Origin of the sequence: Phaeobacter sp. A36a-5a, from assembly GCF_037911135.1 — a bacterium.
GTDB classification, from domain to species: domain Bacteria; phylum Pseudomonadota; class Alphaproteobacteria; order Rhodobacterales; family Rhodobacteraceae; genus Phaeobacter; species Phaeobacter bryozoorum.
Map to the genome: position 1 here is coordinate 1,556,280 of NZ_JBBLYU010000001.1, position 24,935 is coordinate 1,581,214.

A 24,935-nucleotide genomic window follows, 5' to 3' on the forward strand; every position below is an offset into this window, starting at 1 on the left:
TGTCCTTCCCCTTGTCGTGTGACGGTACACACGGCCCTGTCAGACCGTGCTAGTCGCGAGGGCGGATGTGATATCCGCCCACAGGTCCTCGGCCTCCTCCAGCCCGAGGTTCAGCCGAACGAGGTTCGGCGAAACTCCAAAACGTTGCATCGAGTTCTCTTCGCCGATCTGCGCAAGCCCGACGCGGGCCGGCAGGATCAGGCTTTCAAATCCACCCCAGCTGACGCCCAGCCGGAAATGGGTCAGCGCGTTGGCAAATGCCGGGATATCCACGCTGTCATCAAATTCGACCGACATCAGACCGGACCGCCCGGTGAGACCCGGCACGTCGTTTGGGCCCGGAGAATGCACCCGGCGCACCTGCGGCAAGGCCGAAAGACGGTCGATAAAGAGCGTCGCCGTGGCCTCGTGCTGGCGCATCCGCACCGCCAGCGTGCGCAGGCCTCGGGTCAGCAGAAACGCCTCGAACGGCGCCAGCTTGCCACCCAGCAACGGCAACGTGAGATCACGGATCCGGTCGATATTCGCCTGCGAAGACACCACCACCCCCGCCACGGTATCGGAATGGCCGGAGATATATTTCGATGCTGAATGCAAAACGATATCAATGCCTTGGGTCAGGGGTTTTTGAAACACAGGGCTGGCCCAGGAATTGTCGATCATCGTCAGCACGCCATGCCGTTTTGCATGGGCTGCAACCTTCATGAGGTTCAGAGGCTGGAACACCACCGAGCTGGGGCTTTCCAGATAGGCCAGCCGCACGCCCTTGAGCAGGTCCGGCTCCTCTTCCAGCTGCCTCGGCGCGTAATAGTCGATTTCAACCCCAAAGGGCCGCAACAGCCGTTCCATGAAACGATAGCTGTCGGGGTAGACATGTTCGACGCAGGCAATCCTGTCACCCGGTTTCACAAAGGCAAGAAGCGTCGAGGAAATCGCCGCCATCCCGGAGGCAAATCCGCAGGCCGCCTCGCCCTGCTCGGCCTTGGCCATCAACCCCTCAAAGGCCGCCACCGTCGGGTTCTGGACCCTTGTGTATATCGCCGTATCGCTGCGCCCGGCCATGCGATCTTCAAACGCTTCGTAGCTGTCAAAACTGAACAGCGATGTTTGTACTATCGGCGGGGTGATCGCGCCGTTGCGATCCTCCAGAACAGCCGCCATCAACGTGGCCAGGCCCAGGTCCTCAGTCATCATGTCCCTCCACCATCGCCTGCATCGACTCGCGGATCTCCGCTTCGACCATGTCGAGAATGCGCTCCATCACTTTCATCGCCTCCTCCTCATTGCCCGCGACCACCGCTTCGGCCAGCGGCAGGTGCAGCGGGATCGAGGATTCCCCCAGATGCGGCTTGCCGAATGGCGCCTCGTAGACCTCGTTGAATCCATGCTGGATCTGCTGGATCAGCTGACCGAACAACGGGTTGCCGCAGGCCTCCTGCAGGGCTTCGTGAAACCGGTAATCGGAGGCGCGCCAGTCCTCTCCGGCACCGTGAATCGCGATCAGCTCGGTCACGCGGCCCATGATGATACGGGCGCTTTGCGGGGTGATGTTGCGGGTTGCCAGGCGGACGGTTTCCAGTTCCAGCGGGCGCCGAACCGCATGGGTTCGCATAAGGCTCTCGGCCTCCAGCTTGACCATCACCGGCAGATGGATGGCATTTGACACCACCTCCGTCGCCAGTCGCGTCCCGGCCTTCTTGTTGCGGGTCACGATGCCCATGTTCTGCCAGGCGGTCAGCGCCTCGCGCACCTTGGACCGGCCTACGCCCAGCTGACGGGCGATCTCCACTTCTGGCGGCAGGCGATCGCCCACACCCAGCCCGTCAGCCTCGATCATGCGGATCAGCGCTTCAAGGACATCCCGGCTAGTGCTGCGCGCCGGAAGCGGCGCCATGTGATGGGCTGTCTGGTTCGGATCACGCGCTGCCATGCTGTGCCTTTCATGCGATCTGGCGCTGGCCAGACCCGGTTCCTGTCACAGCATGGCAATAATGTCGGACATTATCAACAGTATTGTCGGACATTATATAAACGCGAATATTCAATGCGTTACAAAGACATGTTAAGGCACCACGCAGAGATCGGAGCCGGATCGGAACAGACGCTCTTGCAAATCAACCGGCCCCTGCTGACGTCGATTCGATCCATCTGCCGCGCCGAATACGGCCCGAATAAACCACCCGGGCACCTGCCGCACATCGGGCCAAAACCGCTTGCACCGGCATTGAGTTCCAATCACTCTGCGAAAATCCTGGCGAGGATTTGTCTGCGCCAAGCGGTCCCGTCAGATGTCCCAAGCCGATACGGGCCCGCCAGATTTGAGACCTCAGTTTCTACCGTAAAAAGGATTTCGCGTGCCCGTAACCAGCCCTCACCCGACCCGTCCGTCTTCCCGGTTCCGGCTGCGCACGCCATGGCGCGCGGTTGCGGCGATGTTTGTGCTGAACGGCGCCCTGTTTGGGATCTGGGCGTCGCGCATCCCGGCCGTCGCCGACAGCCACGAGCTGACGCCCGGCGCGCTGGGGTTGCTGCTGTTGCTAATGGCTGCAGGCGCGATCCTCTCCTTCCCGCTTGCCGGACGGGCGGCAGATCGGATGGGGGCCGCCCATGTCACCCGCCGGGTGGCGCTGGCCTATGTCCTCGGGCTGGTGCTGCTGGCGCTGGCGCCGAGCCTGCCGCTGCTGGCGGCCGCGCTCTTTGTCTTTGGTGCCGCCCATGGCAGCATGGACGTAGCGATGAACGCATGGGCAAGTGAGGTGGAGAAACGTGCCGGACGGCCGATGATGTCGTCCTTTCACGCGATGTTCAGCCTTGGGGCCGGGCTTGGTGCGCTGTCTGGCTACGGCGCGGCCTCCGTCGGGGCAGAAATCCCGCTGCATTTCCTGCTCGCCGGGGGGATCGCAGCGCTTCTGACGCTCTCTGTCGCACAGATCCCCTGGACTGCCGACCCCGCCCCCAAGAATCCGATGACAAAACCATCGCTTCTGCCCCGTGGACCGCTGGTTGCGGTGGGATTTGTCGCCTTTTGCGGAGCCGTTGGCGAAGGCGCGATGGCCGACTGGAGCGCGATCTTTCTGGTGCTGACGACGGGCGCCAGCGAAGCGGATGCCGCGCTTGGATTTGCCGTTTTCTCGGTCGCTATGGTGGCAATGCGGCTGATCGGCGATCTTGTGGTCGCGCGGCTTGGGGCCGTCAGCGCCGCGCGCATGGCCGGTGCCAGCGCCTGTCTTGGCGCATTGATCGCGGTGGTGTTTGGCAGCTACGCTGCTGCCATGATCGGCTTTGCCCTGATGGGTATCGGCTATGCGCTGGTCATGCCGCTCGCCTTCAGCCGCGCGGCCAGTGATCCCGAACTTCCCGCAGGCGCTGCCATCGCCAGCGTCGCGACATTCGGCTACGGCGGCATCCTGATCGGCCCACCCATGATCGGCATTACCGCCGAGTTGCTGTCGCTGCCTGCCGCCTTTGTGATCCTTGCAGTGCTTTCAGCGTTTATCGTTATATTTTCAAGGGTTCTAAAACGCAGCTAAACCAAGCTCCGGACCAAAAAAGAAAAAAGGGAGGCACTGTGGCCTCCCCCTCCCAGGTGCACGGATCAGGTGGTTCTTGTTACCGCCCGAGGTTGTTGCCTGTGTCCCGATCCGTGTCGGGGTGAGCGCACCCACCCCGGGTTTCCGACCAGCGCGACAGCATCGCCGCGACGGTCACAGTCCAATTCCATCAGCACTTAGCTACAGCCAGAGGTGCCGCCGCAGGTGTTGCATTTCATGCAGGTGCCATTGCGCACCAGCGTGTAATTTCCGCAATCGCCGCAGGCCTCGCCCTCGTAGCCCTGCATCTTGGCCTTGGTTCGGGCATCCATGCCGCCGGACGCGGCAGGCGCAACGGCTGATGTCTCAGGCACCAGCGACTGCAAGGCAGCGACCGGATCGCCCCCGATGTTGGCCAGCAGCTCGGTCTGCCCGCCCTGCAATACGACCAGTTCCTGCGGCAGACGCTTACGCAGATAGCCGGTGGAGGAAATCTGTTTCAGCACCTCCAGCGACCGCGTCGCAGCGGTTTCGCTCAGTTCCGAGAGATTGGAGACACCCTCCTCCTCGCCCCGGCCCAGATCGTCAAAGCTGGCGCCTTCCGGTTTGACATGAGCCAGATCGGTCCGATCGAGATAGCTGACCGCCAGCTCACGGAACACATAGTCCAGAATGGAGGTCGCATTCTTGATCGAGTCATTGCCCTGCACCATGCCCGCGGGCTCAAACTTGGTGAAGGTGAAGGCGTCGACAAACTCCTCCAGCGGCACGCCATATTGCAGGCCAACCGATACCGCGATGGCGAAATTGTTCATCATCGCACGGAAACCGGCACCTTCCTTGTGCATGTCGATGAAGATCTCGCCAAGGTTGCCATCCTCATATTCGCCGGTGCGCAGGTACACTTTATGGCCGCCAACCACCGCCTTCTGAGTATAGCCCTTGCGGCGCTGCGGCATCTTGGTGCGATGCGATTTCACGATTTCCTTGATGACCACCTTCTCGACGATCTTCTCGGCAAGGGTGATGGCCTTTTCCTGCTGCGACCCGCTTTCGAGAATTTCGGCCGCCTCATCGTCGTCCTCAACCAGTGCCGCCGCCAGCGGCTGGCTCAGCTTGGAGCCGTCACGGTACAGCGCATTGGCCTTCACCCCCAGCGACCAGCTGAGTTCATAGGCCTTCTGGCAATCCTCGATGGTGGCGTCATTGGGCATGTTGATGGTCTTGGAGATTGCACCGGAGATAAAGCTCTGGGCTGCGGCCATCATCAGGATATGGCTATCAACCCCCAGATAACGCTTGCCTTTCTTGCCACAAGGATTGGCGCAATCAAAGATGTGATAGTGCTCTTCCTTCAGATGCGGCGCACCTTCCAGCGTCATGGATCCGCAGACATGGTCATTCGCCGCCTCGATATCGCGCTTGCTGAAGCCCAGATGGCGCAGCAGGTCAAAGGTCGGATCGTTCAGCTTAGTCGTCGGGATGCCCAGAACACCGGTGCAGAAATCCTCGCCCAGCGTCCACTGATTGAACACAAAGCGGATATCAAAGGCCGACTCCAGCGCCGCATCGACCTTCGCAAGCTCATTGGGGCCAAAGCCGTGACCGGCCAGCGAGGTGTGATTGATTCCCGGCGCATTGCCGATGGTGCCATGGCCCACGGCATAGGAGACGATCTCTTCGATCTGGGCCGGGGAATAGCCCAGCCCCTCCAGCGCGGCGGGGACCGAGCGGTTGATGATCTTGAAATAACCGCCGCCGGCCAGCTTCTTGAACTTCACCAGCGCAAAGTCCGGCTCGATCCCGGTGGTGTCGCAATCCATGACCAGACCAATGGTGCCGGTTGGGGCCACCACGGTGGCCTGCGCATTGCGGAACCCGTGACGTTCGCCCAGCTCCAGCGCCTCGTCCCAGCTGCTCATCGCCAGTTCCGCCAGACGCGGGTCCGGGCAGTTGGCACTGTCAAGCGGCACCGGCTTCACGGCCAAGCCTTCGTAGCCGTCGACCGCGCCGTGCGCGGCTGCGCGATGGTTGCGGATCACCCGCAGCATGTCGCTTGCGTTCTGCTCGTAGCGGGCAAACGGCCCCAGCTCGGAGGCCATCTCGGCGGAAGTGGCATAGGACACGCCGGTCATGATCGCGGTCAGCGCACCGCAAAGCGCGCGCCCTTCGGCGCTGTCATAGCCGTAGCCCATGTTCATCAGCAGGCCGCCGATATTGGCATAGCCAAGGCCCAGCGTGCGGAAATCATAGGAACGCTGCGCGATTTCCTTGGACGGGAACTGCGCCATCATCACCGAGATTTCCAGCGTCACCGTCCACAGACGGCAGGCGTGCATGTAATCCTCGGCCTGGAACACCCCGTCCTTGAGGAAGGTCAGCAGGTTCAGCGACGCGAGATTACAGGCGGTATCGTCCAGGAACATATATTCCGAACAAGGGTTTGAGCCGCGAATCTCACCGTCGGAGGGGCATGTGTGCCACTCGTTCACTGTGTCGTGGAACTGGATGCCCGGATCGGCGCAGGCCCAGGCCGCATGACCGACCTTTTCCCACAGATCCCGCGCCTTCACGGTTTTGGCGACCTTCCCATCGACCCGGTTGATCAGCTGCCAGTCGGCGTCCTTCTTCACCGCATGAAGGAAGGCATTGGTGACCCGGATCGAGTTGTTGGAGTTCTGACCGGAAACCGAATTATAGGCGTCGCTGTCCCAGTCGGTGTCATAGGTCGGGAATTCAATCGAGGTGTGCCCCTGCTTGGCATAGTCCAGCACGCGCTTCACATAGGTCTCGGGGATGGCGACCTTCTTGGCTTCGCGGATTGCCTTTTTCAGCCCATCGTTGACGGCCGGATCATAGGCGTCAGCCTCGGCCCCGTCCCAGCTGCGAATGGCCTCGAAGAGACCGTTCAGCATCTTCTCGTGCATCTTGGAGCCTGCGACGATGGAGGCCACCTTCTGCTCTTCGATCACTTTCCAGTCGATGAACTGTTCGATATCCGGGTGATCTGCATCGACGATCACCATCTTGGCGGCGCGACGGGTGGTGCCACCGGATTTGATCGCCCCGGCTGCCCGGTCACCGATCTTGAGGAAGCCCATCAGGCCAGAGGATTTGCCACCGCCGGACAGCGGTTCGCCTTCGCCGCGCAGATGGCTGAAATTGGTGCCGGTGCCGGAGCCATATTTGAACAACCGCGCCTCGCGAACCCAAAGATCCATGATGCCGCCGTCCTGCACCAGATCGTCAGAGACCGACTGGATAAAGCAGGCATGGGGCTGCGGGTGCTCATAGGCGCTGTCAGATTTGGTCAGCTGGCCGGTTTTGTAATCGACATAATGGTGACCCTGTGCTGGGCCGTCGATGCCATAGGCCCAATGCAGACCGGTGTTGAACCACTGCGGGCTGTTCGGCGCGGCGCGTTGGGTCGCCAGCATATAGCGCATCTCGTCGAAATAGGCGCGCGCGTCTTCCTCGGTTGAGAAATAGCCGCCTTTCCAGCCCCAGTAGCACCAGGCGCCGGCCAGACGGTCGAACACCTGTTTGGAGGAGGTCTCGCCGCCAAATTCCACATCATCACCGGCCGGAACCGAGCGCCATAGGAACTCGGGCACGCCTTTTTCACGGAGCTTTTTCAGTTTGCTCGGGACACCGGCTTTACGGAAATATTTCTGCGCAATCACATCGCTGGCGACCTGGCTCCAGCCCGCCGGAACCTCGACGCCCTCAAGACGAAACACAATGGTGCCGTCTGGATTGCGGATCTCCGACGTTGCAGGGACAAAGTCCAGATCGGCATATGCGTCCTGCCCAGATTTTGTAAATTTCCGTTCAATCTTCATGCCATCTGCCTCTTTTTTGCAGTCCCACTGTCACAAATCACGCCTTTTGGCCGACGCGTCTCTTCTCGTTCTTCGCCGCAAAACACCCTGCTGCGCACCTCACATAAGATGCGTGCCAGGGCCGAGGCCCCATATCCGCCAGCGCTAAATGCTTTGCTTGGTCTGGTGTAGCACCGGGTGAAATCCACCATATTTTGTGCTGCATCATCCGACGTACACAATTTGACGTATTCAGGCATATGGGGTCAACGGCATTTTTAGGCTTTCGTAACCATCTTTTTCGTTGACGATAGCTTAATGGTCTGCGGTCGATCACGAAGCTGCGATTCAGAGTTGATCACTTTACCTGGCACGGTCCCAAGAGCCCCATCCATCCGACGCGATAAATCCCCTTGCGGAGAGGGGCTTGCCGCATGTCACGCCGCAGCAACGGCAGCAGCGAACTCTTCTGAAACAGAAATCACTCAACCAGACCGAGGGTTGAAAAAATGAAATACACTCCCTCCAGATAGAAGGCGTGCCGAGGTGTTTTTTTTCCCTGTTGGCACGAAGCGTAAAAGGAAATCGACGCCAACGCGCGTCAGTTGGTTAAGCAACCCTTAACAGACATAGCGAGACGCCTGATTTGGTCATAATTTGGAAACCAGTCCGAATCTCCTCAGCGAGCCCTCAGGGACTGAACAGCGCCCCTGCCCGTCCGCGGATGACGGATCTGCGCCCCCATCGGATCGGTCGGCTGGAACGCGAAACGCCGACAGCCCTGTGACAGGCATGTCGGCGTCTACGTCACATCCAGATGGATGAAATGGTCGGGGCGGCGAGATTCGAACTCACGACCCCCTGTACCCAAAACAGGTGCGCTACCAGACTGCGCCACGCCCCGGACCGTGCGCCTTCCTAGCGTTGCCGATCTGATTTGAAAAGCCCTAACAGGGCCAAATTGCGCCTGTCGTTGAAAAAACTTCATGGCGCAGCTGGGTGCCGACTGAAATCCCATAAAGCGCGGCAAGACCGCCGTTGATTTCCAGCACGGCATAGACGTTGTCACCACCCGGGATCGGCGTCAGGTCCCCGGGAATGGCGCGATGGTGAATATGGCGCACCGTGCCGCTGCTGTCGACAAACAGCATGTCCAGCGGAATGAGCGTATTCTTCATCCAGAAGCTGGCGCGCTGCGGCGCCTCATAGACAAACAACATGCCATTGCCACGCGCGATATGGAGCCGGTGCATCAACCCCTGCGCGCGTGTTTCTATGGTATCGGCGATTTCTACAGAGAACTGCGCCTGCCCCCAGGGGCCGCGCAGGCTGACCAGATCAGGGCGGCAGGCCTCTTCGGCCTGCACCGCCCCGGCCGCCACAATCGCAGCGACCGACATAATAGAGAGAGCGGCGGCTCTGGCTCCTGTTGTCATCCTGTCTGACAATCGGGTCCAGGCGTGCCGCATCACCTTAGTCCTGCTTTTCCAGAAGCGCCGCTTCCCAGGCCAGCACCTCGACCGCCATGCGGCCGCGTTTGCCGTCGATCACCCGCATCCCAAGCGCCTCGCCCGGTTGCAGTTCCGACAGACCCGACTGGCGCAGAACCTCGACATGAAGAAACACGTCTTCGTCGCGGCCAAACACATTGGCAAAACCAAAGCCCTTGCCTTTGTCGAACCATTTCACCCGCGCAGGTACCAGTGGCTCGGCGCTCAGCGTCTCGGCATCAATCTCCGCGAAATCGCTCAGAACCGGGCTGTCGTCGCGAACCGGCGGCGTGATCGACAGGACTTCCACCGCCTGAACACCACGCTCGGTGCGATGCGTCACCAGTTCAACCTCGGCCCCGTCCGCGATGGAACTCTGGCCGAAGTTACGCAGCACGTTCACATGCAGCAGGATATCTGGTCCGCCCTCATCAGAGACGACAAATCCGAACCCTTTGGTCGGATCGAACCATTTCACCAGCCCGCGTATCTGCTGCAAACTGCTCAAGTCTTCTGCCACTGCTGTAGTCCACCGTATTCTTCAGTTTTTAACCAGTAGGTGATGCTCTATTCTCGGTTCTGAGTTCAAGCCAAAAACGGACACCAATATCACAATTCTGCTATTTTCCGATAGTGACCTAAGGGCACAACCGCTCCACGCTCCAAAGCGCTTCGGGGGTTTCGCGCCGCCAGACAAAGCGATCATGCAGACGAAACGCGCCATCGGCCCAGAACTCGATCTCAAGCGGCGTCAGGCGGTAACCGCCCCAGAACGGCGGGCGCTCGGGATTTGACCCTTTGGTGGCTGTGACCTTGGCCACCTCCGCCATCAGAGCACCCCGGCTCGACAAGGGGCGCGACTGCGCCGAGGCCCAGGCCCCCAGCCGGCTCTTGAGGGACCGGGATTTGTAATAGGCATCGGCCTGCGGGCCGTTCTCGCGACTGATGATCCCGCGCGCGCGCACTTGGCGTCGCAGCGATTTCCAATGCATGACAAACGCCGCCTTGCCAGCGCCATCCAGCTCCTGCGCCTTGGCGCTTTCGTAATTGGTATAAAAGACAAAGGCCGCGTCCTCGATCTCTTTCAGCAGGACCATCCGGCAATTGGGCAACCCATCGGCATCCACCGTCGACAATGCAATCGCATTGGGATCGTTGATCTCGCTCTCTTCCGCCTCGCTCAGCCAGCTACGCGCGATGGCAAAGGGATCCTCCCCCGCAAAGATACCGCTGCGATCGGACATGGCGCACCTCTTGGACTGCTTTTATATGGGTCTGGCTGGCGCGATAATGCGCATGGCTGACAGCAACCTAGGCCGAGACAGGGCAAACGACAAGAGACAGCGCTCTTGAAGCGCCTCGCCTGACAGACTAAACGTCGTCTAATTCGAATATCACAGGCGGAGAACCTGCATGTCTAGTCAACTGATGGCCGGCAAACGTGGCCTCATCATGGGCCTTGCCAATGATAAATCCATCGCGTGGGGCATTGCCAAAGCCTGCGCCGACGCCGGCGCCGAGCTTGCGTTTTCCTACCAGGGCGATGCCCTGAAGAAACGCGTCGACCCGCTGGCGGCGCAGCTTGGCAGCGATATCGTCCTGCCCTGCGATGTGGCCGATGAGGGCTCCGTTGATGCTCTGTTTGCAGCGCTGGAAGAAAAATGGGGCAAACTGGACTTTCTGGTGCACGCCATCGGCTTTTCCGACAAGAACGAGCTGCGCGGTCGCTATGTCGACACCACCCGTGGCAACTTTCAGATGACCATGGATATCTCGGTCTACTCCTTCACATCGGTGATGCAGCGCGCCGAGAAGATGATGTCCGAGGGCGGCAGCGCGGTCACACTGACCTATTACGGCGCCGAACAGGTGATGCCACATTATAATGTCATGGGTGTCGCCAAGGCCGCGCTCGAAGCATCGGTCAAATACCTTGCCGAAGATCTGGGCAAGGACGGCATCCGCGTCAATGCGATCTCTGCCGGACCGATCAAGACGCTGGCCGCCTCGGGCATTGGTGATTTCCGCTACATCATGAAATGGAACGAATATAATTCGCCACTGCGCCGCAACGTGACCATTGATGACGTGGGCAAATCCGCGCTTTATCTGCTGTCGGATCTGTCCTCCGGCGTGACCGGCGAGAATCTGCACGTGGATGCCGGCTATCACGTCGTCGGGATGAAGGCGGTTGACGCCCCTGACATCGATGCGGCAACCGGGCGCAAATAAACACGGGTCCAGCAGATGCTGCGCGCATCTGCACCACAGAGAATGACACAGCAGGCGCGCGGCCCACGCGCGCCTCTTCCAATGACAGGGACCCACCATGACACTCGCCGCTTTTACCGCTTCCGTCCTCCTGTGCCTGATGGCCGCCATCAGCCCCGGCCCCGCCGTTCTGATGGCTGCGCGCGTCGGCCTGGCCCATGGCTGGCGCAGTGGTCTGGCGCTGGCGATTGGCATCGGTGCGGGTGCGGTGTTCTGGGCCTCCGCCGCGCTCTTCGGGCTGAACCTGCTGTTTGACTATGCCCCCTTCCTGCTGACCCTGCTGAAAATCGGCGGCGCCATGTTCCTGATCTACATGGCCTGGAACATGTGGCGCCATGCCAGCGAACCGATGTCGCAGGACAGTGACGCACAATTGCCGCAGACTGCTTTTGCGGCCTTCCGTCTTGGGATCTTCACCCAGCTGGCCAACCCCAAGCCGGCCGCCTTTTTCGGCGCCGTTTTTGTCGGTACCGTACCCGAAGGCAGCAGCAGCCTGGCCCTTGCCGCGCTGCTCACCTGCATCTTTCTGGGTGAAGTCACTTGGAACACCCTCGTGGCCCGTATCTTCTCCTTTGAGAAAACGCGCCGCGGGTATATCAATCTGAAACATGTGATCGACCGGGTCTTTGGTGGTCTGCTGGCCGCCCTCGGCGTCAAGATCGCCGCCCTCTGAGGGCAGATGCACGATCCCGGACGCCAGACCCTAACAGGAGCATCAAAAACATGACCGATCGTCTGCCTCATGAAAAAGGCTTTCATATTTCCTGGGACCAGCTGCACCGCGACAGCCGCGCACTGGCGTGGCGTCTGGACGGGCAAGGCCCCGACGAAGGCGCCTGGCGTGCCGTTGTCGCCATCACCCGTGGCGGCATGGCTCCGGCCATGATCGTCAGCCGCGAACTGGATATCCGCATCGTCGACACGATCGGGGTGAAATCCTATCATCATCAGGATCAGGGACAGGCCGAGGTGCTGAAAGCCCCCGACGCCGAACTGATGGGCAACGGTGAAGGCGTGCTGATCATCGACGATCTGGTCGACAGCGGCAAAACTCTGGAACTGGTGCGCCAGATGTATCCCAAGGCGCATTTTGCCACCGTCTATGCCAAACCCAAAGGTCGGCCGATGGTCGATACCTTCATCACCGAGGTGAGCCAGGACACCTGGATCTTCTTCCCCTGGGATATGGCGCTGCAATATGTCGAACCCTATCGCGGGACCGACTGATCATCGACCGACGGATCACCAACCGTCACACGACGCATGGAAAGACGCACCTTCGGGGGCGTCTTTTTTCGTTTCCGCGCCGGGGATCTGCTGGGATTTTTCCGGCGCAGGTCAAACCCCCTTGCAAAACCGGCGCAGTTGCGGCGGAGTGGCCAAAGCGCGCCATGGCTCTGGCCGGTGACGCGCCGACGCAAGACAGGACACCCGATGCCACAGGCCCGATTTCCCCACGCCCGCACCAAAGATACCTTTGTCTCGCCCATTGTCGATTCCCGGCGCTGGTTGGAGGGGCTGAACCTGCCTGCTGACATGCCGCTCCTCAATCTCAGTCAGGCGGCGCCTGCGGACCCGCCGCCCGAGGGGCTGCGCCGCGCCATCGCCGAGGCCGCCCTTGGCGACGACAGCAGCCACCTTTACGGGGCGGTACTGGGCCGGGACAGCCTGCGCGCCGCGCTCGCCGCAAAAATGGGCCGCCACTATGCGGCCGACCTCAAGGCGGGTGATGTCGCCATCACCTCCGGCTGCAATCAGGCCTTTGCCGCGACCATCGCGGCGCTTTGTGGTGAGGGTGATCAGGTCATTCTTCCGACCCCCTGGTATTTCAATCACAGAATGTGGCTCGACATGCAGGGGGTCGAAACCTGCCCGCTGCCGGTCGGCGCAGCCATGCTGCCCTGCCCGGATGCCGCTGCAAAGCTGATCACCGACCGGACCCGCGCCATCGTTCTGGTCACACCGAACAATCCCTGCGGGGTCGAATATCCCGGCGGTCTGGTACAGCGGTTCTATGATCTTGCCCGTGCCCACGGTCTTGCCCTGATCGTGGATGAGACCTACCGCGACTTTGACAGCCGGGATGGCCCACCCCATGGGCTGTTTCAGGATCCCGGCTGGTCCGACACGCTGATCCACCTCTATTCTTTCTCCAAGGCCTATCGGCTCACCGGGCACCGGCTGGGTGCCGTGGCCGCGCATCGCGATCACCTGCAGGAGATGGAGAAGTTCCTCGACACCGTCACCATATGCCCGGCGCAACTTGGTCAGGTCGGCGCGCTCTGGGGGCTGGAAAACCTCGACGACTGGCTCGCCGCAGAGCGTCAGGAACTGCTGCGCCGCCGCGCTGCCATCGAGTCCGGGTTTGCGCCGCTGGCGGCGCGTGGCTGGCAGCTGCTCGGTTGTGGCGCCTATTTCGCCTATGTGGCCCACCCGTTTGACCAGCACAGCGACCCGCTGGCCCGGCGTCTGGTAAAAGAGGCAGGTATCCTGATGCTACCCGGCAGCATGTTCACGCCCAAGGGTGATCCATCGGGCGCGCAGCAATTCCGCATCGCCTTTGCCAATGTCGACACATCCGGCATCCGGACCCTGTTCGACCGGCTGGCAAACTGGGCCCCGTGAGCTGAGGCCTCCGCAATCTCACCCTCTCACCCGCTCTGAACGCAGGCACAGATCAGTCGTCCCTTGCCCCTTTCAAGGTGGCAGCGTATTCAGAGCCTCGACATTTCAGCATTCCCGGCTGCCCCGTGCAGTCCGGCGACCGGCAATACGAGGACATCATGGCTGCAGGCATGAAAAAACTATCAAATACATTTGTCTGGATCCTGATGGGGATGCTGATCATCGGCCTCGCCGGCTTTGGTGCGGTCAATTTCACCGGATCGGTGAACTCGGTTGCGGTGGTCGGAGATCAGGAGGTCTCGGTCGATGACTACGCCCGCGAATTGCAGCGCGAACAGCGCGCGCTGGAGGCCCAGACCGGCCAGCGCGCGCTGTTCGCGCAGATGACAGCGCTTGGTCTTGATCGCGTGGTACTGGGACGGTTGATCGCCATCGCCGCACTCGATCAGGAAAGCAGCAATCTGGGCCTGTCCATCGGCGATCAGAACCTGTTCGACGAAATCAGCCGGATCCCGGCGTTTCAGGACGGCAGCGGCGCCTTCAATCGCGACACCTATCAATATGCGCTGGACAATATCGGCCTGAGCGAAGCCGCCTTTGAGGCCGACCTGCGTCGCGAATCCGCCCGCACCCTGGTGCAGGGTGCGATCATGGCAGGCACCGAAATGCCCGACACGCTGCGCGACACGCTCACCAGCTATGTCGGTGCCCGTCGCAGCTTTGACTGGCTGCCGGTCAGCCCCGACAGCCTCGCCCTGCCGGCCGTCGACCCCAGCGAAGAAGAGCTGCGCAGCTTCTATGAGGCGCATATCGACCGCTTCACCCTGCCCCGCACCAAGGTCATCACCTACGCCGCCCTGCGCCCCGATGCGCTGGTTGACGAAATCGAGATCGACACCGCCGCGCTGGAACAGCTGTTCAACGAGCGCAGCGATGAATATCAGGTGCCCGAGCGCCGTCTGGTGGAACGTCTGGTCTTTGCCAACACCGAAGCGGCCGCCAGCGCCAAGGCGCAGCTCGACATCAATGGCAGCACGTTTGAAGCACTGGTCGCCGATCGCGGTCTCAGCCTGCAGGACGTGGATCTGGGCGATGTGACCATGGGCGACCTCGGCGGCGCCGGACAGGACGTCTTTGCCGCGCAGGTCGGCGATGTGGTTGGCCCGCTCGACAGCGATCTCGGCCCGGCCCTGTTCCGCGTCAATGGCCGTCTTGAGGCACGCGTGACCAGCCTTGATGATGTCAAGGACGAGCTGCGCGCCGAGCTTGCAACCGACCGCGCCCGCCGAGTGATCGAAACCCGCGCCGAGGACATCAACGACATGCTCGCCGGTGGTGCCACGCTGGAAGAGCTGGTCAACGAACCCGGCATGGAGCTGGGCAAGATCGACTGGCACAACGGCAGCACCGATGGCATCGCCGCCTATGACGGGTTCCGCACCGCCGCTGCCGCTGTCAGCACCGAAGATTTCCCCGAGGTCGACTTCCTCGAAGATGGCAGCCTCTTTGCCATCCGCCTGGATGAACAGCTTGAGCCACGCCCCGAACCCTTTGCAGAAGCTCAGGACAAACTGCGCGCCGCGTGGCAGGAGCAGCGCCTTCAGGATGCCACCGTCGCCGAAGCCGAGCGTCTGGCAGACCTGCTGAAGAGCGGCGATGCGCTGCCCGAGGGCGTTGAGCTTACATCCGAAACCGGCCTCACCCGCGCCGCCTATATCGACGCAGCCCCGCAGTCGCTGATGGCCCGAGTCTTTGATCTGGCCGAAGGCGAGGTCGCCGTGGTCAGCGACGAAAGCGCCACTGTTGTTGTGCGCCTCACCGAAACCCTGCCGGTGGCCGACACGCCGGAGATGACAGCGCTGGCCGAGGCGATGGGCACCCAGCTGGATCAGGCGCTAGCTCAGGCCCTGTTCGAAGCCTTCGTGCAGGACGCCCAGACCCGCGCCGCGCCGCGCATCGACCCGCAGGCGCTCAATGCCGTGCAGGCCAACTTCCAGTAATCAAGGCAGATCCAGATGGCCCTGACCCCCGATTTCGAGACCTTTGCCAAAGCCTATGAGGCCGGTGAAAACCAGGTTGTCTACACCCGGCTTGCCGCCGACCTCGACACGCCGGTGTCGCTGATGCTGAAGCTGACAGGCGCCCAGAAAGACGCCTTCATGCTGGAGTCCGTCACCGGCGGTGAGGTACGCGGGCGCTATTCGATCATCGGCATGAAACCGGATCTGGTCTGGCGTTGCCACGGGGAGCGCTCGGCCCTGAACCGCTCGGCGCGGTTTGATGCAGATGATTTCACTGCTCAGGACGGCAACCCGATGGACAATCTGCGGGCGCTGATCGCCGAAAGCAGGGTCGAGCTGCCCGATGACCTGCCGCAGGCGGCGGCCGGTCTTTTTGGCTATCTCGGCTATGACATGATCCGGCTGGTCGAACATCTGCCGAACGTGAACCCTGATCCGCTTGGCCTCCCCGATGCGCTGATGCTGCGCCCCTCGGTCATCGCGGTGCTCGACGGGGTCAAGGGCGAGGTCACAGTGGTCTCTCCCGCATGGGCCAGCGAAGGCCAGTCGGCCAAGGCCGCCTATGCCCAGGCTGCCGAGCGGGTGATGGACGCGGTGCGCGATCTGGAACGTGCCATGCCCGCCGAAAGCCGCGACCTTGGCGACGCCGACGAGGTTGCGCCCCCGGTGAGCAATTTCACCAAAGAAGGCTATATGGCCGCGGTGGAAAAGGCCAAGGACTACATCCGCGCCGGTGACATCTTTCAGGTGGTGCCGGCACAGCGCTGGACTCAGGAATTCCGCCAGCCCCCCTTCGCGCTTTACCGCTCCCTGCGCCGCACCAACCCCTCGCCCTTCATGTTCTACTTCAACTTCGGCGGTTTCCAGGTGGTCGGTGCCAGCCCCGAAATCCTGGTCCGCGTCTTCGGGCAGGAGGTCACCATCCGGCCGATCGCAGGCACCCGCCCGCGCGGCGCCACGCCCGAGGAAGACAAGGCGCTGGAACTGGATCTGCTGGCCGACAAGAAAGAGCTGGCCGAACACCTGATGCTTTTGGATCTGGGCCGCAACGACACCGGCCGGGTGGCGAAGATCGGCACTGTACGCCCCACCGAAAAATTCATCATCGAACGCTACAGCCACGTGATGCACATCGTCTCCAACGTCGTGGGCGAGCTGGCAGAGGACAAGGACGCGCTGGACGCCTTCTTTGCCGGGATGCCCGCAGGCACCGTCTCCGGCGCGCCCAAGGTGCGCGCGATGGAAATCATCGACGAGCTGGAGCCGGAAAAGCGCGGCATCTACGGCGGCGGGGTCGGCTATTTCTCGGCAGGCGGCGACATGGACATGTGCATCGCGCTGCGCACCGCCATCGTCAAGGATCAGACCCTTTACATCCAGGCCGGCGGCGGCGTTGTCTATGACAGCGACCCGGAGGCGGAATATATGGAGACCGTCCATAAATCCAACGCGATCCGCCGTGCCGCCGCAGATGCGGCCCGCTTTACAGGCAACGGCAACGGCTAGCCCCGGACAGAACCGCAGCCCCCGAGTGTCTGCGCGCCCGGCATCTCATGCGCGCAGCATCTCGACCGCCTGTCATCTTTCCCAAAATACTCTCGCCGAAGGCAAAAAAGGCGTCCCTCGTTCAGAGGGGCGCCTTTTTTACGCGGGCTCAGCCCGGCGCGCCGATCACTCGGCCTGCACCTGCGCCCGCAGAGAGGCCGACACCGGCGCCAGCGCCACCCGGTTGGCACGATCCTGAAGCCCCCAGATCAACAGCGCCGAAATCGTATCCGGCTGTACCCGACCCAGCATGATCACCGCACCTTCCTGCCCGGCGCGGAAGGCAGCCTGATCCAGGAACCGGCGAATGGCCCGGGGATCCTGTCCGGCGCCATCGAAATCACGGAAGACCACACCGGCCGGCACCCCCTCACGCAGCGCCAGTTTCTGCACGGTATTCAGACCGGCATCCTGCGTCACCATCCCGTAGCCCATCGCGCCAAGCGCCGTGGCCATCTGATCGGCCAGCGGGCGGTTGCCCTGAAACCCGGTCTCGACCCCTTCCAGCACGGCGACAGCCTCCGGCAGGGTCTCCAACCAGACCTGCAAGGCTGTTTCGGCATCCTGTGGCCCCGCATCGCGCGGCAGATCCGCCACCACCATGACCTCGAAACCAGCCGCGCGATGGCGGGCCATCTTGGCTGCGGCCTCGGGATCTTCGGGATCCAGCGCAAAGGTCAGCGGATAGGGGAAATCCTGCAAGGCTTCGGCGCCAATGGCCTCCGCATCGTCAATCAGGACAATCGACATCAGCGCGCGCCCGTCCTCCGGGGTAAAGGGCTGGGCATTCTGCTCAAACGGCACCCCGGCGGATGGCGTCGCAATCTGGCTGCCAGCGGCAGGGGCCTTGGCGTCATCGCGTTCGGTCAGCGGGCGCACCGGCGTGCCGATCTGCGGACGGCCAGCACTCTCAGAGGCTGAAGCGGATGGTTCCGGCGCGGAATTGGTGGTCGGCAGATCCGCAATCCGCCGCGTCGCTGGCGCCGTCGATGCTGCCGACCCGGTTCCGGCACTTTCTGGCGGGCCGACGCTTTCTGGCTGCGAAGGCTTGGCCTGGGCATCACTGGCCGCTGGCTGCGTGCCCACCTGCGCTGGTCCGGCGCGGCCGGGCGCTGGCAGCACAGGTGTCGGTGTGGGCCCGGGGGCTGCCCCAAGCGCCGGACCTGACGCTCCGCCCGTGGCTGGGCTGCTCAGCACCGGATCACCGGTTGTAATATTCGGCACCGGCAGACGGCTGGCGGCTGCGCTGCCGCTTGGCTCCTCGTCGCTGGGTGCAGCTGTTGCCGCGGTGCGGCTGTCGCCACCCGGATTGGCCTCAGTGCCCTGATCCGGGGTGGAGGCCAGCCGGGCTGGGGCTTCGCTTGCTGCCGCAGGCACCGGCGGCTGCGCCGGATCCGACACCACGACAAGCCTCTGCTCCTGAATGGGCGCATTGGGGGCCGGTAGGGCCTCAACTGGGGTAACAGGCGCATCGCGCCCGACATCAATGGCAGGCGCGCCGACACCGCCCGGAGCAGCACGGGTGCCGCTCCCCAGTTCGGTGCCGACCTCAGGACGTTCCGCCGGACCCGTATCGGCATCGGCCAGCGCCGCCAGATCATCGCCCACGACCTGCGGATCCAATGCGGCGGGCGGTGCCTCCACCAGATCTGGATCGGTGCCGCCACCGTCAACCGGCGTTTCCGCCGCCGGAGCCTGCACGACGCTGCGCGCCGGTTCAGCCACGCTGACCTCGACCGATTTGGGCAACGGCACCGACAGCGACCACACCACGGCGCCGCCTGCGGCCACCAAGGCCCCGAAACTCACGCCTCCAAGAAACCCTCGCATCTCTGTCCTGCCTCTCGTTGCCTTCTGGAACCGGTCGCATTCTGTCGGTCAAGCCGCCCCAACACCCCGTGGCCCGATTGGCCTGGCCGCTGCTGGTGATGTGCACTTGACGCTGCCGCGCAACCCTGAACATGTATGTCGCGACCACTATACTGCGGCGCGGCCCCGGCCCGCCAGCCCTTAAACGAGCCCCGCGACTATGCTGCTGCTGATCGACAACTACGACTCCTTTACCTACAACCTCGTGCATTATCTGGGCGAATTGGGCGCTGATGTGCAGGTCCATCGCAATGATGCGCTGAACGTACAGGATGCGATGGCGATGAACCCCGCCGGCATCCTGTTGTCGCCGGGACCCTGCGACCCCGATCAGGCCGGTATTTGCCTGGCCCTGACCGAAGCCGCCGCCGAGACCCGGACCCCGCTGATGGGCGTCTGCCTTGGCCACCAAACCATCGGTCAGGCCTTTGGCGGCAAGGTCGTGCGCTGCCAGGACATCGTTCACGGCAAGATGGGCACCATGCACCACAACAACACCGGACTATTTGCCGGTCTGCCCTCCCCCTTTGAGGCGACACGCTATCATTCTCTGGTGGTGGAGCGCGACAGCCTGCCGGACAGTCTGGAGATCACCGCAGAGCTGGAAGATGGCACCATCATGGGGCTACAGCACAAGACTCTGCCGATCCACGGCGTCCAGTTCCACCCGGAATCCATCGCCTCCGAACACGGCCATGCGCTGCTCAAGAATTTCCTCGACGTGATGAAGGTGCCCGCATGAGCAATCAGATGAAGCCGCTGATCGACGCCGCTGCGGATCGCCCTCTCAGCCGGGCCGAAGCAGAGGCCGCCTTTACCCATCTGTTCGAAGGCAATGCCACGCCCAGCCAGATGGGCGGCCTGCTGATGGCCTTGCGCACCCGTGGCGAGACGGTCGATGAATATGCCGCCGCCGCCGCCGTCATGCGCGCCAAATGCAATCCCGTGGTGGCACCTGCGGGCGCGATGGACATTGTCGGCACCGGCGGTGACGGCAAGGGAACGCTCAATATCTCCACCGCTACCGCCTTTGTCGTGGCCGGTGCCGGAACCGTTGTCGCGAAACATGGCAACCGCAACCTGTCGTCAAAATCCGGCGCTGCGGATGCGCTTGGCCAGATGGGCATCAATGTCATGGTCGGCCCGAAAGTGGCCGAACAGGCGCTGCGCGAAGCAGGCATCTGCTTCATGATGGCGCCGATGCATCATCCGGCCATCGCCCATGTCATGCCCACCCGGCAGGAGCTGGGCACGCGCACGATCTTCAACATTCTCGGCCCGCTTACCAACCCGGCCGGTGTCAAACGTCAGCTCACCGGCGCCTTCAGCCGCGATCTGATCCGCCCGATGGCCGAAACCCTCGGGCAGCTGGGATCCGAACAGGCCTGGCTGGTGCACGGCTCCGACGGCACCGATGAGCTGACCATCACCGGCGTCAGCTGGGTTGCGGCACTGAACCCAGGTGGCAATGTCACCGAAATGGAGATCCACCCCGAGGACGCAGGCCTGCCGGTTCATCCGTTTGAGGCAATCGTCGGCGGCACACCCGAAGACAACGCAAAGGCGTTTGAGGCGCTGTTGTCAGGCGAAGCATCCGCCTACCGGGACGCGGTGTTGTTGAACTCTGCCGCCGCCCTGCTGGTGGCAGGCGCCGCGGATGATCTCAGAACCGGCGTCGAGATGGCGCGCAGCAGCATCGACAGCGGCGCCGCACGGGGCAAGATTGAAGCCGTCGCGCGGATCACCACAGCAGCTGCTGACAGCAAATGACCCCAGACCTCCCCGTTCCGGGTGGCTGGGGTGACCTGCCGTTTTTTGCCAATGATTATGCAAGCATCGCCAAGGCGGTGGCGGATGATCCACGTCAGATCCTGCCGCCCGTGGCGCAGCGGCTGGCGGCGCTGGAACTGACACCGCCCGACCGCACCCGCGTTGTCATCCTCGGTCAGGATCCCTATCCGACGCCGGGTCATGCTCATGGTCTGGCCTTCTCGGTGGAACCGGATGTCCGCCCCTTACCGCGCTCCTTGAACAATATTTTCAAGGAGTTAAGTGCTGACCTTGGTGTCGAGAAACCCAATGGCAACCTGCGCGGATGGGCCCGTCAGGGTGTCTTGCTGCTCAATACCGTGCTCAGCGTGCCCGCAGGTGAGGCCAACGGCCACAAGCATCTGGGCTGGCAGGCGCTGGCCGATCAGGTGCTGGCCCGGAGCAGTCAGCGCCCGACGGCCTACATATTATGGGGTAAACAGGCCCAAGGGCTTGAAAAACATATTCAACCGGGCGATCACCTTATTCTGAGGACGGCCCATCCTTCACCCCTCTCGGCGCGCCGCGGCTTTTTCGGATCGCGCCCGTTTTCGGCGGTGAACAGCTGGCTGGCCCAACGCGGGCAGCCGCAGATTGATTGGAACGCGTGACCGGAGGCGTCAAGATGACTGAAACTGTGCTGGAAAAGATCAAGGCCTACAAGCTGGAAGAGGTCGCCGCCGACAAGGCCGCCAAACCGCTTGAGACGGTCGAGGCCGAGGCCCGTGAAGCCGATCCGGTGCGCGGCTTTGCCAAGGCGTTGATGGCGGCCGGCCGTCAGGGTTACGGGCTGATCGCCGAGATCAAAAAAGCCAGCCCCTCCAAAGGCTTGATCCGCGAGGACTTCGATCCAGCAACCCTCGCCAAAGCCTATGAGGACGGCGGCGCAACTTGCCTGTCCGTGCTGACTGACACACCCAGTTTTCAGGGGGCAAAGCCGTTTTTGCCAGCGGCCCGCAATGCCTGCGCCCTGCCGGTGCTGCGCAAGGACTTCATGTATGATACCTATCAGGTGGCCGAGGCCCGTGCCCTTGGCGCCGATTGCATCCTGATCATCCTCGCCTCCGTTTCCGACATGCAGGCCGCCGAACTGGAGGCCGCTGCCTTTGAATGGGATATGGATGTGCTGCTTGAGGTTCATGACGAGGAAGAGCTGGACCGCGCCTGCAAACTGAAATCGCCCCTCCTCGGCATCAACAACCGGAATCTCAAGACCTTCGACACCACGCTCGACACCACGCGCACCCTGTCGCGGCTGGTGCCTGCGGATCGCACCATCGTCTGTGAAAGCGGTCTTGCGACGCCCCAGGATCTCTCCGACATGGCGCGGTACGGCGCCCGCAGTTTCCTGATTGGCGAAAGCCTGATGCGCCAGGCGGATGTGACCGCCGCAACCCGTGATATCCTCGCAAACCCGCTGATGCCGGGGGCCATGTGATGGCGCTCACACATTTCGACGGCAAGGGCGATGCCCATATGGTCGACGTCTCCGACAAGGCGGTGACGGCGCGGATCGCCACCGCCGAAGGCCACATAAGCATGGCGCGTGAAACCTTTGATATCATTTCGGAAGGTCGGGCAAAGAAAGGCGACGTTCTGAGTGTTGCCCGGCTGGCAGGCATCATGGGCGCCAAGAAAACGCCAGATCTGATCCCGCTCTGCCACCCGCTTCCGGTGACCAAAGTTGCCGTCGAACTGTCGCTCGATCCGGACCTGCCGGGGGTGCGCGTGGAAGCCACCGTAAAAACCACGGGCCAGACCGGCGTCGAGATGGAGGCGCTTACGGCTGTCTCCACCGCCGCGCTCACCGTCTATGACATGGCCAAGGCGGTGGATAAGGCGATGCAGATCGGCGGCATTCGCGTAACATTGAAAGACGGCGGAAAATCAGGCCGTTACGAGGCGTAGATGATCTCAGTATCCGAGGCCCTCGACACAGTTCTGAAACTGGTGTCCCCGATGCGGGTCGAAACGGTGCCGCTGCGCGCCGCAGCCGGTCGCGTTCTTGCGGCGCCGGTCTCGGCCAATCGCGACCAGCCACCCTTCGCTGCCTCCGCGATGGACGGCTACGCGGTAAAGGCCGCCGAGGTTGAGCGTGACGCCATGTTCAAGGTGATCGGAGAAAGCGCCGCCGGTCATGGCTTCAAGGGCCGCGTCGGCCCCGGTCAGGCGGTCCGTATCTTTACCGGAGCGCCAGTGCCCGAAGGCGCTGATTTTGTGGTTATCCAAGAGGATACAAGCCGCACCGGATCCCTGATCACGATCTCGGATCATCCGGGGCCCGGCAACAATATCCGTCCCAAGGGTGGCGATTTTCAGCTCGGCAGCACGATCGCGGCGCCGCGTCTGCTGTCGTCTGCCGATATCGCGCTGCTGGCCGCGATGAACATCGCCGAGGTGCCGGTGCATGTACGTCCGACCGTTGCCCTGATCTCGACCGGCGATGAACTGGTGCTCCCCGGCGATACGCCCGGCCCCGACCAGATCATCGCGTCCAACACCTTTGGCCTCGATGCGCTGCTCACGGCGGCTGGCGCCCGCGTCCGCATTCTGCCAATCGCCCGCGATACCGAAGGCAGCCTGCGCATGGCCCTGGATCTGGCCCACGAGGCGGATCTGATCGTGACCATTGGCGGGGCCTCGGTGGGCGATCATGATCTGGTTGCCGGGGTGACCGAAAGCCTGGGTATGGCGCGCGCCTTCTACAAGGTTGCGATGCGCCCGGGAAAGCCGCTGATGGCCGGGAAACTGGGCCGGTCCGCCATGGTCGGCCTGCCGGGAAATCCCGTATCTGCAATGGTTTGCGGCCATGTCTTCCTGTTACCGATGCTGCGCGCCATGCAGGGGCTCCCGCCCCATGGTCCGCAACCGGCCGAGGCCCCCCTAGCGCAGGACCTGCCGGCCAACGGCCCGCGTACCCACTACATGCGGGCGCAGCTCAGCGCGGCCGAGCTGCATGTGTTTGACGATCAGGACAGCGCCCGGCTGACATTGCTTGCCGAGGCCAACGCGCTTGCCATCCGTCCCGCCAATGATCCGCCCCGCGCCAAGGGCACGATGCTTGCCTACCTTCCGATCTGATCGGATACGGCGATGCACGTCGGCGGATTTCACTTTGCCAACAATTCAGCATCAATTCGGCTGCGTTTGACAGGTTTCATGCGACATGCCGTTGACACAAAACGGGAACATGCGTAGAACAAAGCGAAACATCGAGCGGCTGAGAGGGATGTCATGCTGACGAAGAAGCAACTGGACTTGCTGGATTTCATCAACACACGTCTGCAAAAGGATGGCGTCCCCCCAAGTTTTGACGAGATGAAGGTGGCGCTTGACCTGCGCTCGAAATCGGGCATCCACCGGCTGATCACCGCTTTGGAAGAACGCGGATTTATCCGCCGCCTCGCACATCGTGCCCGCGCGATCGAGATCATCCGCCTGCCGGACAGCCTCGGCAGCGCCCAGCAGATGACAGAGGCAGCGCCATCCGAACCGGCCAATCAGGTCTCCGCCCCGGCAATGATCGCCGCGATGGAGCTGCCCGTGATGGGTCGCATCGCCGCCGGTGTCCCGATTGAGGCGATTAACCAGGTCTCCCATCAGGTCGCGGTCCCGGCCTCCATGCTGTCAGCCCAGGGGCAGCATTTCGCGCTGGAGGTCCGTGGTGATTCAATGATCGAAGCCGGCATCAATGATGGCGATATCGTTGTCATCCGCGAAACCTCCGTGGCTGACAATGGCGATGTGGTGGTTGCGCTGGTCGATGGACAGGAAGCGACGCTGAAACGCATCTACCGCAAAGGCAGCACCATTGCCCTGGAGGCGGCAAACCCGGCCTATGAGACCCGCCAGTATCCGCAGGATCAGGTAAAGGTGCAGGGCCGCCTTGTCGGACTTATCCGCACCTATTGACCAGAGGGTCGCCCCCGAAGGTTACCCGCCCCAAGAAACACG

Annotated in this window: 21 protein-coding genes and 1 tRNA gene; 14 read left to right on the forward strand and 8 right to left on the reverse strand. The window is 62.4% G+C overall.

The window, feature by feature from the left end; all coding sequences use genetic code 11:
- Window positions 1–39: 39 nt before the first annotated feature.
- A complete protein-coding gene (locus WLQ66_RS07265; RefSeq protein ID WP_340545677.1) occupies window positions 40–1,191 on the reverse strand; it encodes an aminotransferase class I/II-fold pyridoxal phosphate-dependent enzyme in 1,152 nt (383 codons plus the stop codon).
- Window positions 1,184–1,930, reverse strand: a complete 747-nt coding sequence (locus WLQ66_RS07270; protein WP_340545678.1) for a FadR/GntR family transcriptional regulator — start codon at window positions 1,928–1,930, stop codon at window positions 1,184–1,186. Before WLQ66_RS07270 ends, WLQ66_RS07265 begins: the two co-directional genes overlap by 8 nt.
- Window positions 1,931–2,354: 424 nt before the next feature.
- Here WLQ66_RS07270 and WLQ66_RS07275 point away from each other — a divergent pair, with 424 nt between their 5' ends.
- Window positions 2,355–3,530, forward strand: a complete 1,176-nt coding sequence (locus WLQ66_RS07275; RefSeq protein ID WP_340545679.1) for an MFS transporter — start codon at window positions 2,355–2,357, stop codon at window positions 3,528–3,530.
- A gap of 197 nt (window positions 3,531–3,727) precedes the next feature.
- Here the strand turns inward: WLQ66_RS07275 and WLQ66_RS07280 are convergent, their stop codons facing one another.
- The 5 genes from WLQ66_RS07280 to pdxH form a co-directional block, all read right to left on the reverse strand.
- On the reverse strand, window positions 3,728–7,372 hold the full coding sequence (locus WLQ66_RS07280; protein ID WP_340545680.1) for a vitamin B12-dependent ribonucleotide reductase: 3,645 nt from the start codon (window positions 7,370–7,372) through the stop codon (window positions 3,728–3,730).
- A gap of 806 nt (window positions 7,373–8,178) precedes the next feature.
- Window positions 8,179–8,255: transfer RNA gene (locus WLQ66_RS07285), tRNA-Pro, on the reverse strand.
- 43 nt (window positions 8,256–8,298) lie between these two features.
- The gene (locus WLQ66_RS07290) at window positions 8,299–8,820 is read right to left on the reverse strand and encodes a DUF192 domain-containing protein (RefSeq protein WP_340545681.1); all 522 of its coding nucleotides are present in this window, start codon (window positions 8,818–8,820) and stop codon (window positions 8,299–8,301) included.
- A 4-nt stretch (window positions 8,821–8,824) separates the two neighbouring features.
- Complete coding sequence (locus WLQ66_RS07295) at window positions 8,825–9,361, reverse strand: cold-shock protein (protein WP_340545682.1); 537 nt, start codon at window positions 9,359–9,361, stop codon at window positions 8,825–8,827.
- Between the two features lie 118 nt (window positions 9,362–9,479).
- A complete protein-coding gene (pdxH, locus tag WLQ66_RS07300; protein WP_340545683.1) occupies window positions 9,480–10,085 on the reverse strand; it encodes a pyridoxamine 5'-phosphate oxidase in 606 nt (201 codons plus the stop codon).
- 169 nt (window positions 10,086–10,254) lie between these two features.
- On the opposite strand from pdxH, the gene fabI reads away from it, so the two are divergent.
- From fabI to trpE, 6 genes are all read left to right on the forward strand, one after another.
- Complete coding sequence (gene fabI, locus WLQ66_RS07305) at window positions 10,255–11,073, forward strand: enoyl-ACP reductase FabI (RefSeq protein ID WP_340545684.1); 819 nt, start codon at window positions 10,255–10,257, stop codon at window positions 11,071–11,073.
- Window positions 11,074–11,170: 97 nt separating this feature from the next.
- Entirely contained in the window at window positions 11,171–11,785 is a 615-nt protein-coding gene (locus WLQ66_RS07310; protein WP_340545685.1) for a LysE family translocator, read from the forward strand.
- A 50-nt stretch (window positions 11,786–11,835) separates the two neighbouring features.
- Window positions 11,836–12,339, forward strand: coding sequence for a xanthine phosphoribosyltransferase (gene gpt / locus WLQ66_RS07315; RefSeq protein WP_340545686.1), 504 nt, complete (start codon window positions 11,836–11,838; stop codon window positions 12,337–12,339).
- Between the two features lie 207 nt (window positions 12,340–12,546).
- Window positions 12,547–13,737 (forward strand): aminotransferase, encoded by a 1,191-nt coding sequence (locus WLQ66_RS07320; protein ID WP_340545687.1) that lies wholly within the window; start codon window positions 12,547–12,549, stop codon window positions 13,735–13,737.
- Window positions 13,738–13,895: 158 nt separating this feature from the next.
- Window positions 13,896–15,737 carry a peptidylprolyl isomerase gene (locus tag WLQ66_RS07325; protein WP_340545688.1) on the forward strand — a complete coding sequence of 614 codons (1,842 nt, stop codon included), beginning with the start codon at window positions 13,896–13,898 and terminating at the stop codon, window positions 15,735–15,737.
- A gap of 15 nt (window positions 15,738–15,752) precedes the next feature.
- On the forward strand, window positions 15,753–17,264 hold the full coding sequence (trpE, locus tag WLQ66_RS07330) for an anthranilate synthase component I (protein ID WP_340545689.1): 1,512 nt from the start codon (window positions 15,753–15,755) through the stop codon (window positions 17,262–17,264).
- Window positions 17,265–17,429: 165 nt separating this feature from the next.
- Here the strand turns inward: trpE and WLQ66_RS07335 are convergent, their stop codons facing one another.
- A complete protein-coding gene (locus tag WLQ66_RS07335) occupies window positions 17,430–19,133 on the reverse strand; it encodes a divergent polysaccharide deacetylase family protein (protein ID WP_340545690.1) in 1,704 nt (567 codons plus the stop codon).
- Window positions 19,134–19,332: 199 nt separating this feature from the next.
- Between WLQ66_RS07335 and WLQ66_RS07340 the strand changes: the two genes are divergently transcribed.
- The 7 genes from WLQ66_RS07340 (at window position 19,333) to lexA (ending at window position 24,893) form a co-directional block, all read left to right on the forward strand.
- The gene (locus WLQ66_RS07340) at window positions 19,333–19,914 is read left to right on the forward strand and encodes an anthranilate synthase component II (protein WP_340545691.1); all 582 of its coding nucleotides are present in this window, start codon (window positions 19,333–19,335) and stop codon (window positions 19,912–19,914) included.
- On the forward strand, window positions 19,911–20,942 hold the full coding sequence (gene trpD / locus WLQ66_RS07345; protein WP_340545692.1) for an anthranilate phosphoribosyltransferase: 1,032 nt from the start codon (window positions 19,911–19,913) through the stop codon (window positions 20,940–20,942). The genes WLQ66_RS07340 and trpD overlap by 4 nt, the downstream gene beginning before the upstream one ends.
- The gene (locus WLQ66_RS07350; protein ID WP_340545693.1) at window positions 20,939–21,592 is read left to right on the forward strand and encodes a uracil-DNA glycosylase; all 654 of its coding nucleotides are present in this window, start codon (window positions 20,939–20,941) and stop codon (window positions 21,590–21,592) included. Before trpD ends, WLQ66_RS07350 begins: the two co-directional genes overlap by 4 nt.
- Before the next feature lie 14 nt (window positions 21,593–21,606).
- Window positions 21,607–22,419 (forward strand): indole-3-glycerol phosphate synthase TrpC, encoded by an 813-nt coding sequence (gene trpC / locus WLQ66_RS07355; RefSeq protein ID WP_340545694.1) that lies wholly within the window; start codon window positions 21,607–21,609, stop codon window positions 22,417–22,419.
- Complete coding sequence (gene moaC / locus WLQ66_RS07360) at window positions 22,419–22,889, forward strand: cyclic pyranopterin monophosphate synthase MoaC (RefSeq protein ID WP_340545695.1); 471 nt, start codon at window positions 22,419–22,421, stop codon at window positions 22,887–22,889. Before trpC ends, moaC begins: the two co-directional genes overlap by 1 nt.
- Window positions 22,890–24,062 carry a molybdopterin molybdotransferase MoeA gene (locus tag WLQ66_RS07365; protein WP_340545696.1) on the forward strand — a complete coding sequence of 391 codons (1,173 nt, stop codon included), beginning with the start codon at window positions 22,890–22,892 and terminating at the stop codon, window positions 24,060–24,062. It abuts the gene before it with no gap.
- A gap of 153 nt (window positions 24,063–24,215) precedes the next feature.
- Window positions 24,216–24,893: a transcriptional repressor LexA gene (lexA, locus tag WLQ66_RS07370; RefSeq protein WP_340545697.1), complete on the forward strand. Its 678-nt coding sequence runs from the start codon at window positions 24,216–24,218 to the stop codon at window positions 24,891–24,893.
- Window positions 24,894–24,935 lie beyond the last annotated feature (42 nt).

Excerpts from the sequence above, each read along its gene's own strand:
- WLQ66_RS07265 (WP_340545677.1), bottom strand. The coding sequence starts at position 1,191 with ATGACTGAGGACCTGGGCCTGGCCACGTTGATGGCGGCTGTTCTGGAG.
- WLQ66_RS07270 (WP_340545678.1), bottom strand. The coding sequence starts at position 1,930 with ATGGCAGCGCGTGATCCGAACCAGACAGCCCATCACATGGCGCCGCTT.
- WLQ66_RS07280 (WP_340545680.1), bottom strand. The coding sequence starts at position 7,372 with ATGAAGATTGAACGGAAATTTACAAAATCTGGGCAGGACGCATATGCC.
- WLQ66_RS07290 (WP_340545681.1), bottom strand. The coding sequence starts at position 8,820 with ATGCGGCACGCCTGGACCCGATTGTCAGACAGGATGACAACAGGAGCC.
- pdxH (WP_340545683.1), bottom strand. The coding sequence starts at position 10,085 with ATGTCCGATCGCAGCGGTATCTTTGCGGGGGAGGATCCCTTTGCCATC.
- fabI (WP_340545684.1), top strand. The coding sequence starts at position 10,255 with ATGTCTAGTCAACTGATGGCCGGCAAACGTGGCCTCATCATGGGCCTT.
- WLQ66_RS07310 (WP_340545685.1), top strand. The coding sequence starts at position 11,171 with ATGACACTCGCCGCTTTTACCGCTTCCGTCCTCCTGTGCCTGATGGCC.
- gpt (WP_340545686.1), top strand. The coding sequence starts at position 11,836 with ATGACCGATCGTCTGCCTCATGAAAAAGGCTTTCATATTTCCTGGGAC.
- WLQ66_RS07320 (WP_340545687.1), top strand. The coding sequence starts at position 12,547 with ATGCCACAGGCCCGATTTCCCCACGCCCGCACCAAAGATACCTTTGTC.
- WLQ66_RS07325 (WP_340545688.1), top strand. The coding sequence starts at position 13,896 with ATGGCTGCAGGCATGAAAAAACTATCAAATACATTTGTCTGGATCCTG.
- trpE (WP_340545689.1), top strand. The coding sequence starts at position 15,753 with ATGGCCCTGACCCCCGATTTCGAGACCTTTGCCAAAGCCTATGAGGCC.
- WLQ66_RS07335 (WP_340545690.1), bottom strand. The coding sequence starts at position 19,133 with ATGCGAGGGTTTCTTGGAGGCGTGAGTTTCGGGGCCTTGGTGGCCGCA.
- WLQ66_RS07340 (WP_340545691.1), top strand. The coding sequence starts at position 19,333 with ATGCTGCTGCTGATCGACAACTACGACTCCTTTACCTACAACCTCGTG.
- trpD (WP_340545692.1), top strand. The coding sequence starts at position 19,911 with ATGAGCAATCAGATGAAGCCGCTGATCGACGCCGCTGCGGATCGCCCT.
- WLQ66_RS07350 (WP_340545693.1), top strand. The coding sequence starts at position 20,939 with ATGACCCCAGACCTCCCCGTTCCGGGTGGCTGGGGTGACCTGCCGTTT.
- trpC (WP_340545694.1), top strand. The coding sequence starts at position 21,607 with ATGACTGAAACTGTGCTGGAAAAGATCAAGGCCTACAAGCTGGAAGAG.
- moaC (WP_340545695.1), top strand. The coding sequence starts at position 22,419 with ATGGCGCTCACACATTTCGACGGCAAGGGCGATGCCCATATGGTCGAC.
- WLQ66_RS07365 (WP_340545696.1), top strand. The coding sequence starts at position 22,890 with ATGATCTCAGTATCCGAGGCCCTCGACACAGTTCTGAAACTGGTGTCC.
- lexA (WP_340545697.1), top strand. The coding sequence starts at position 24,216 with ATGCTGACGAAGAAGCAACTGGACTTGCTGGATTTCATCAACACACGT.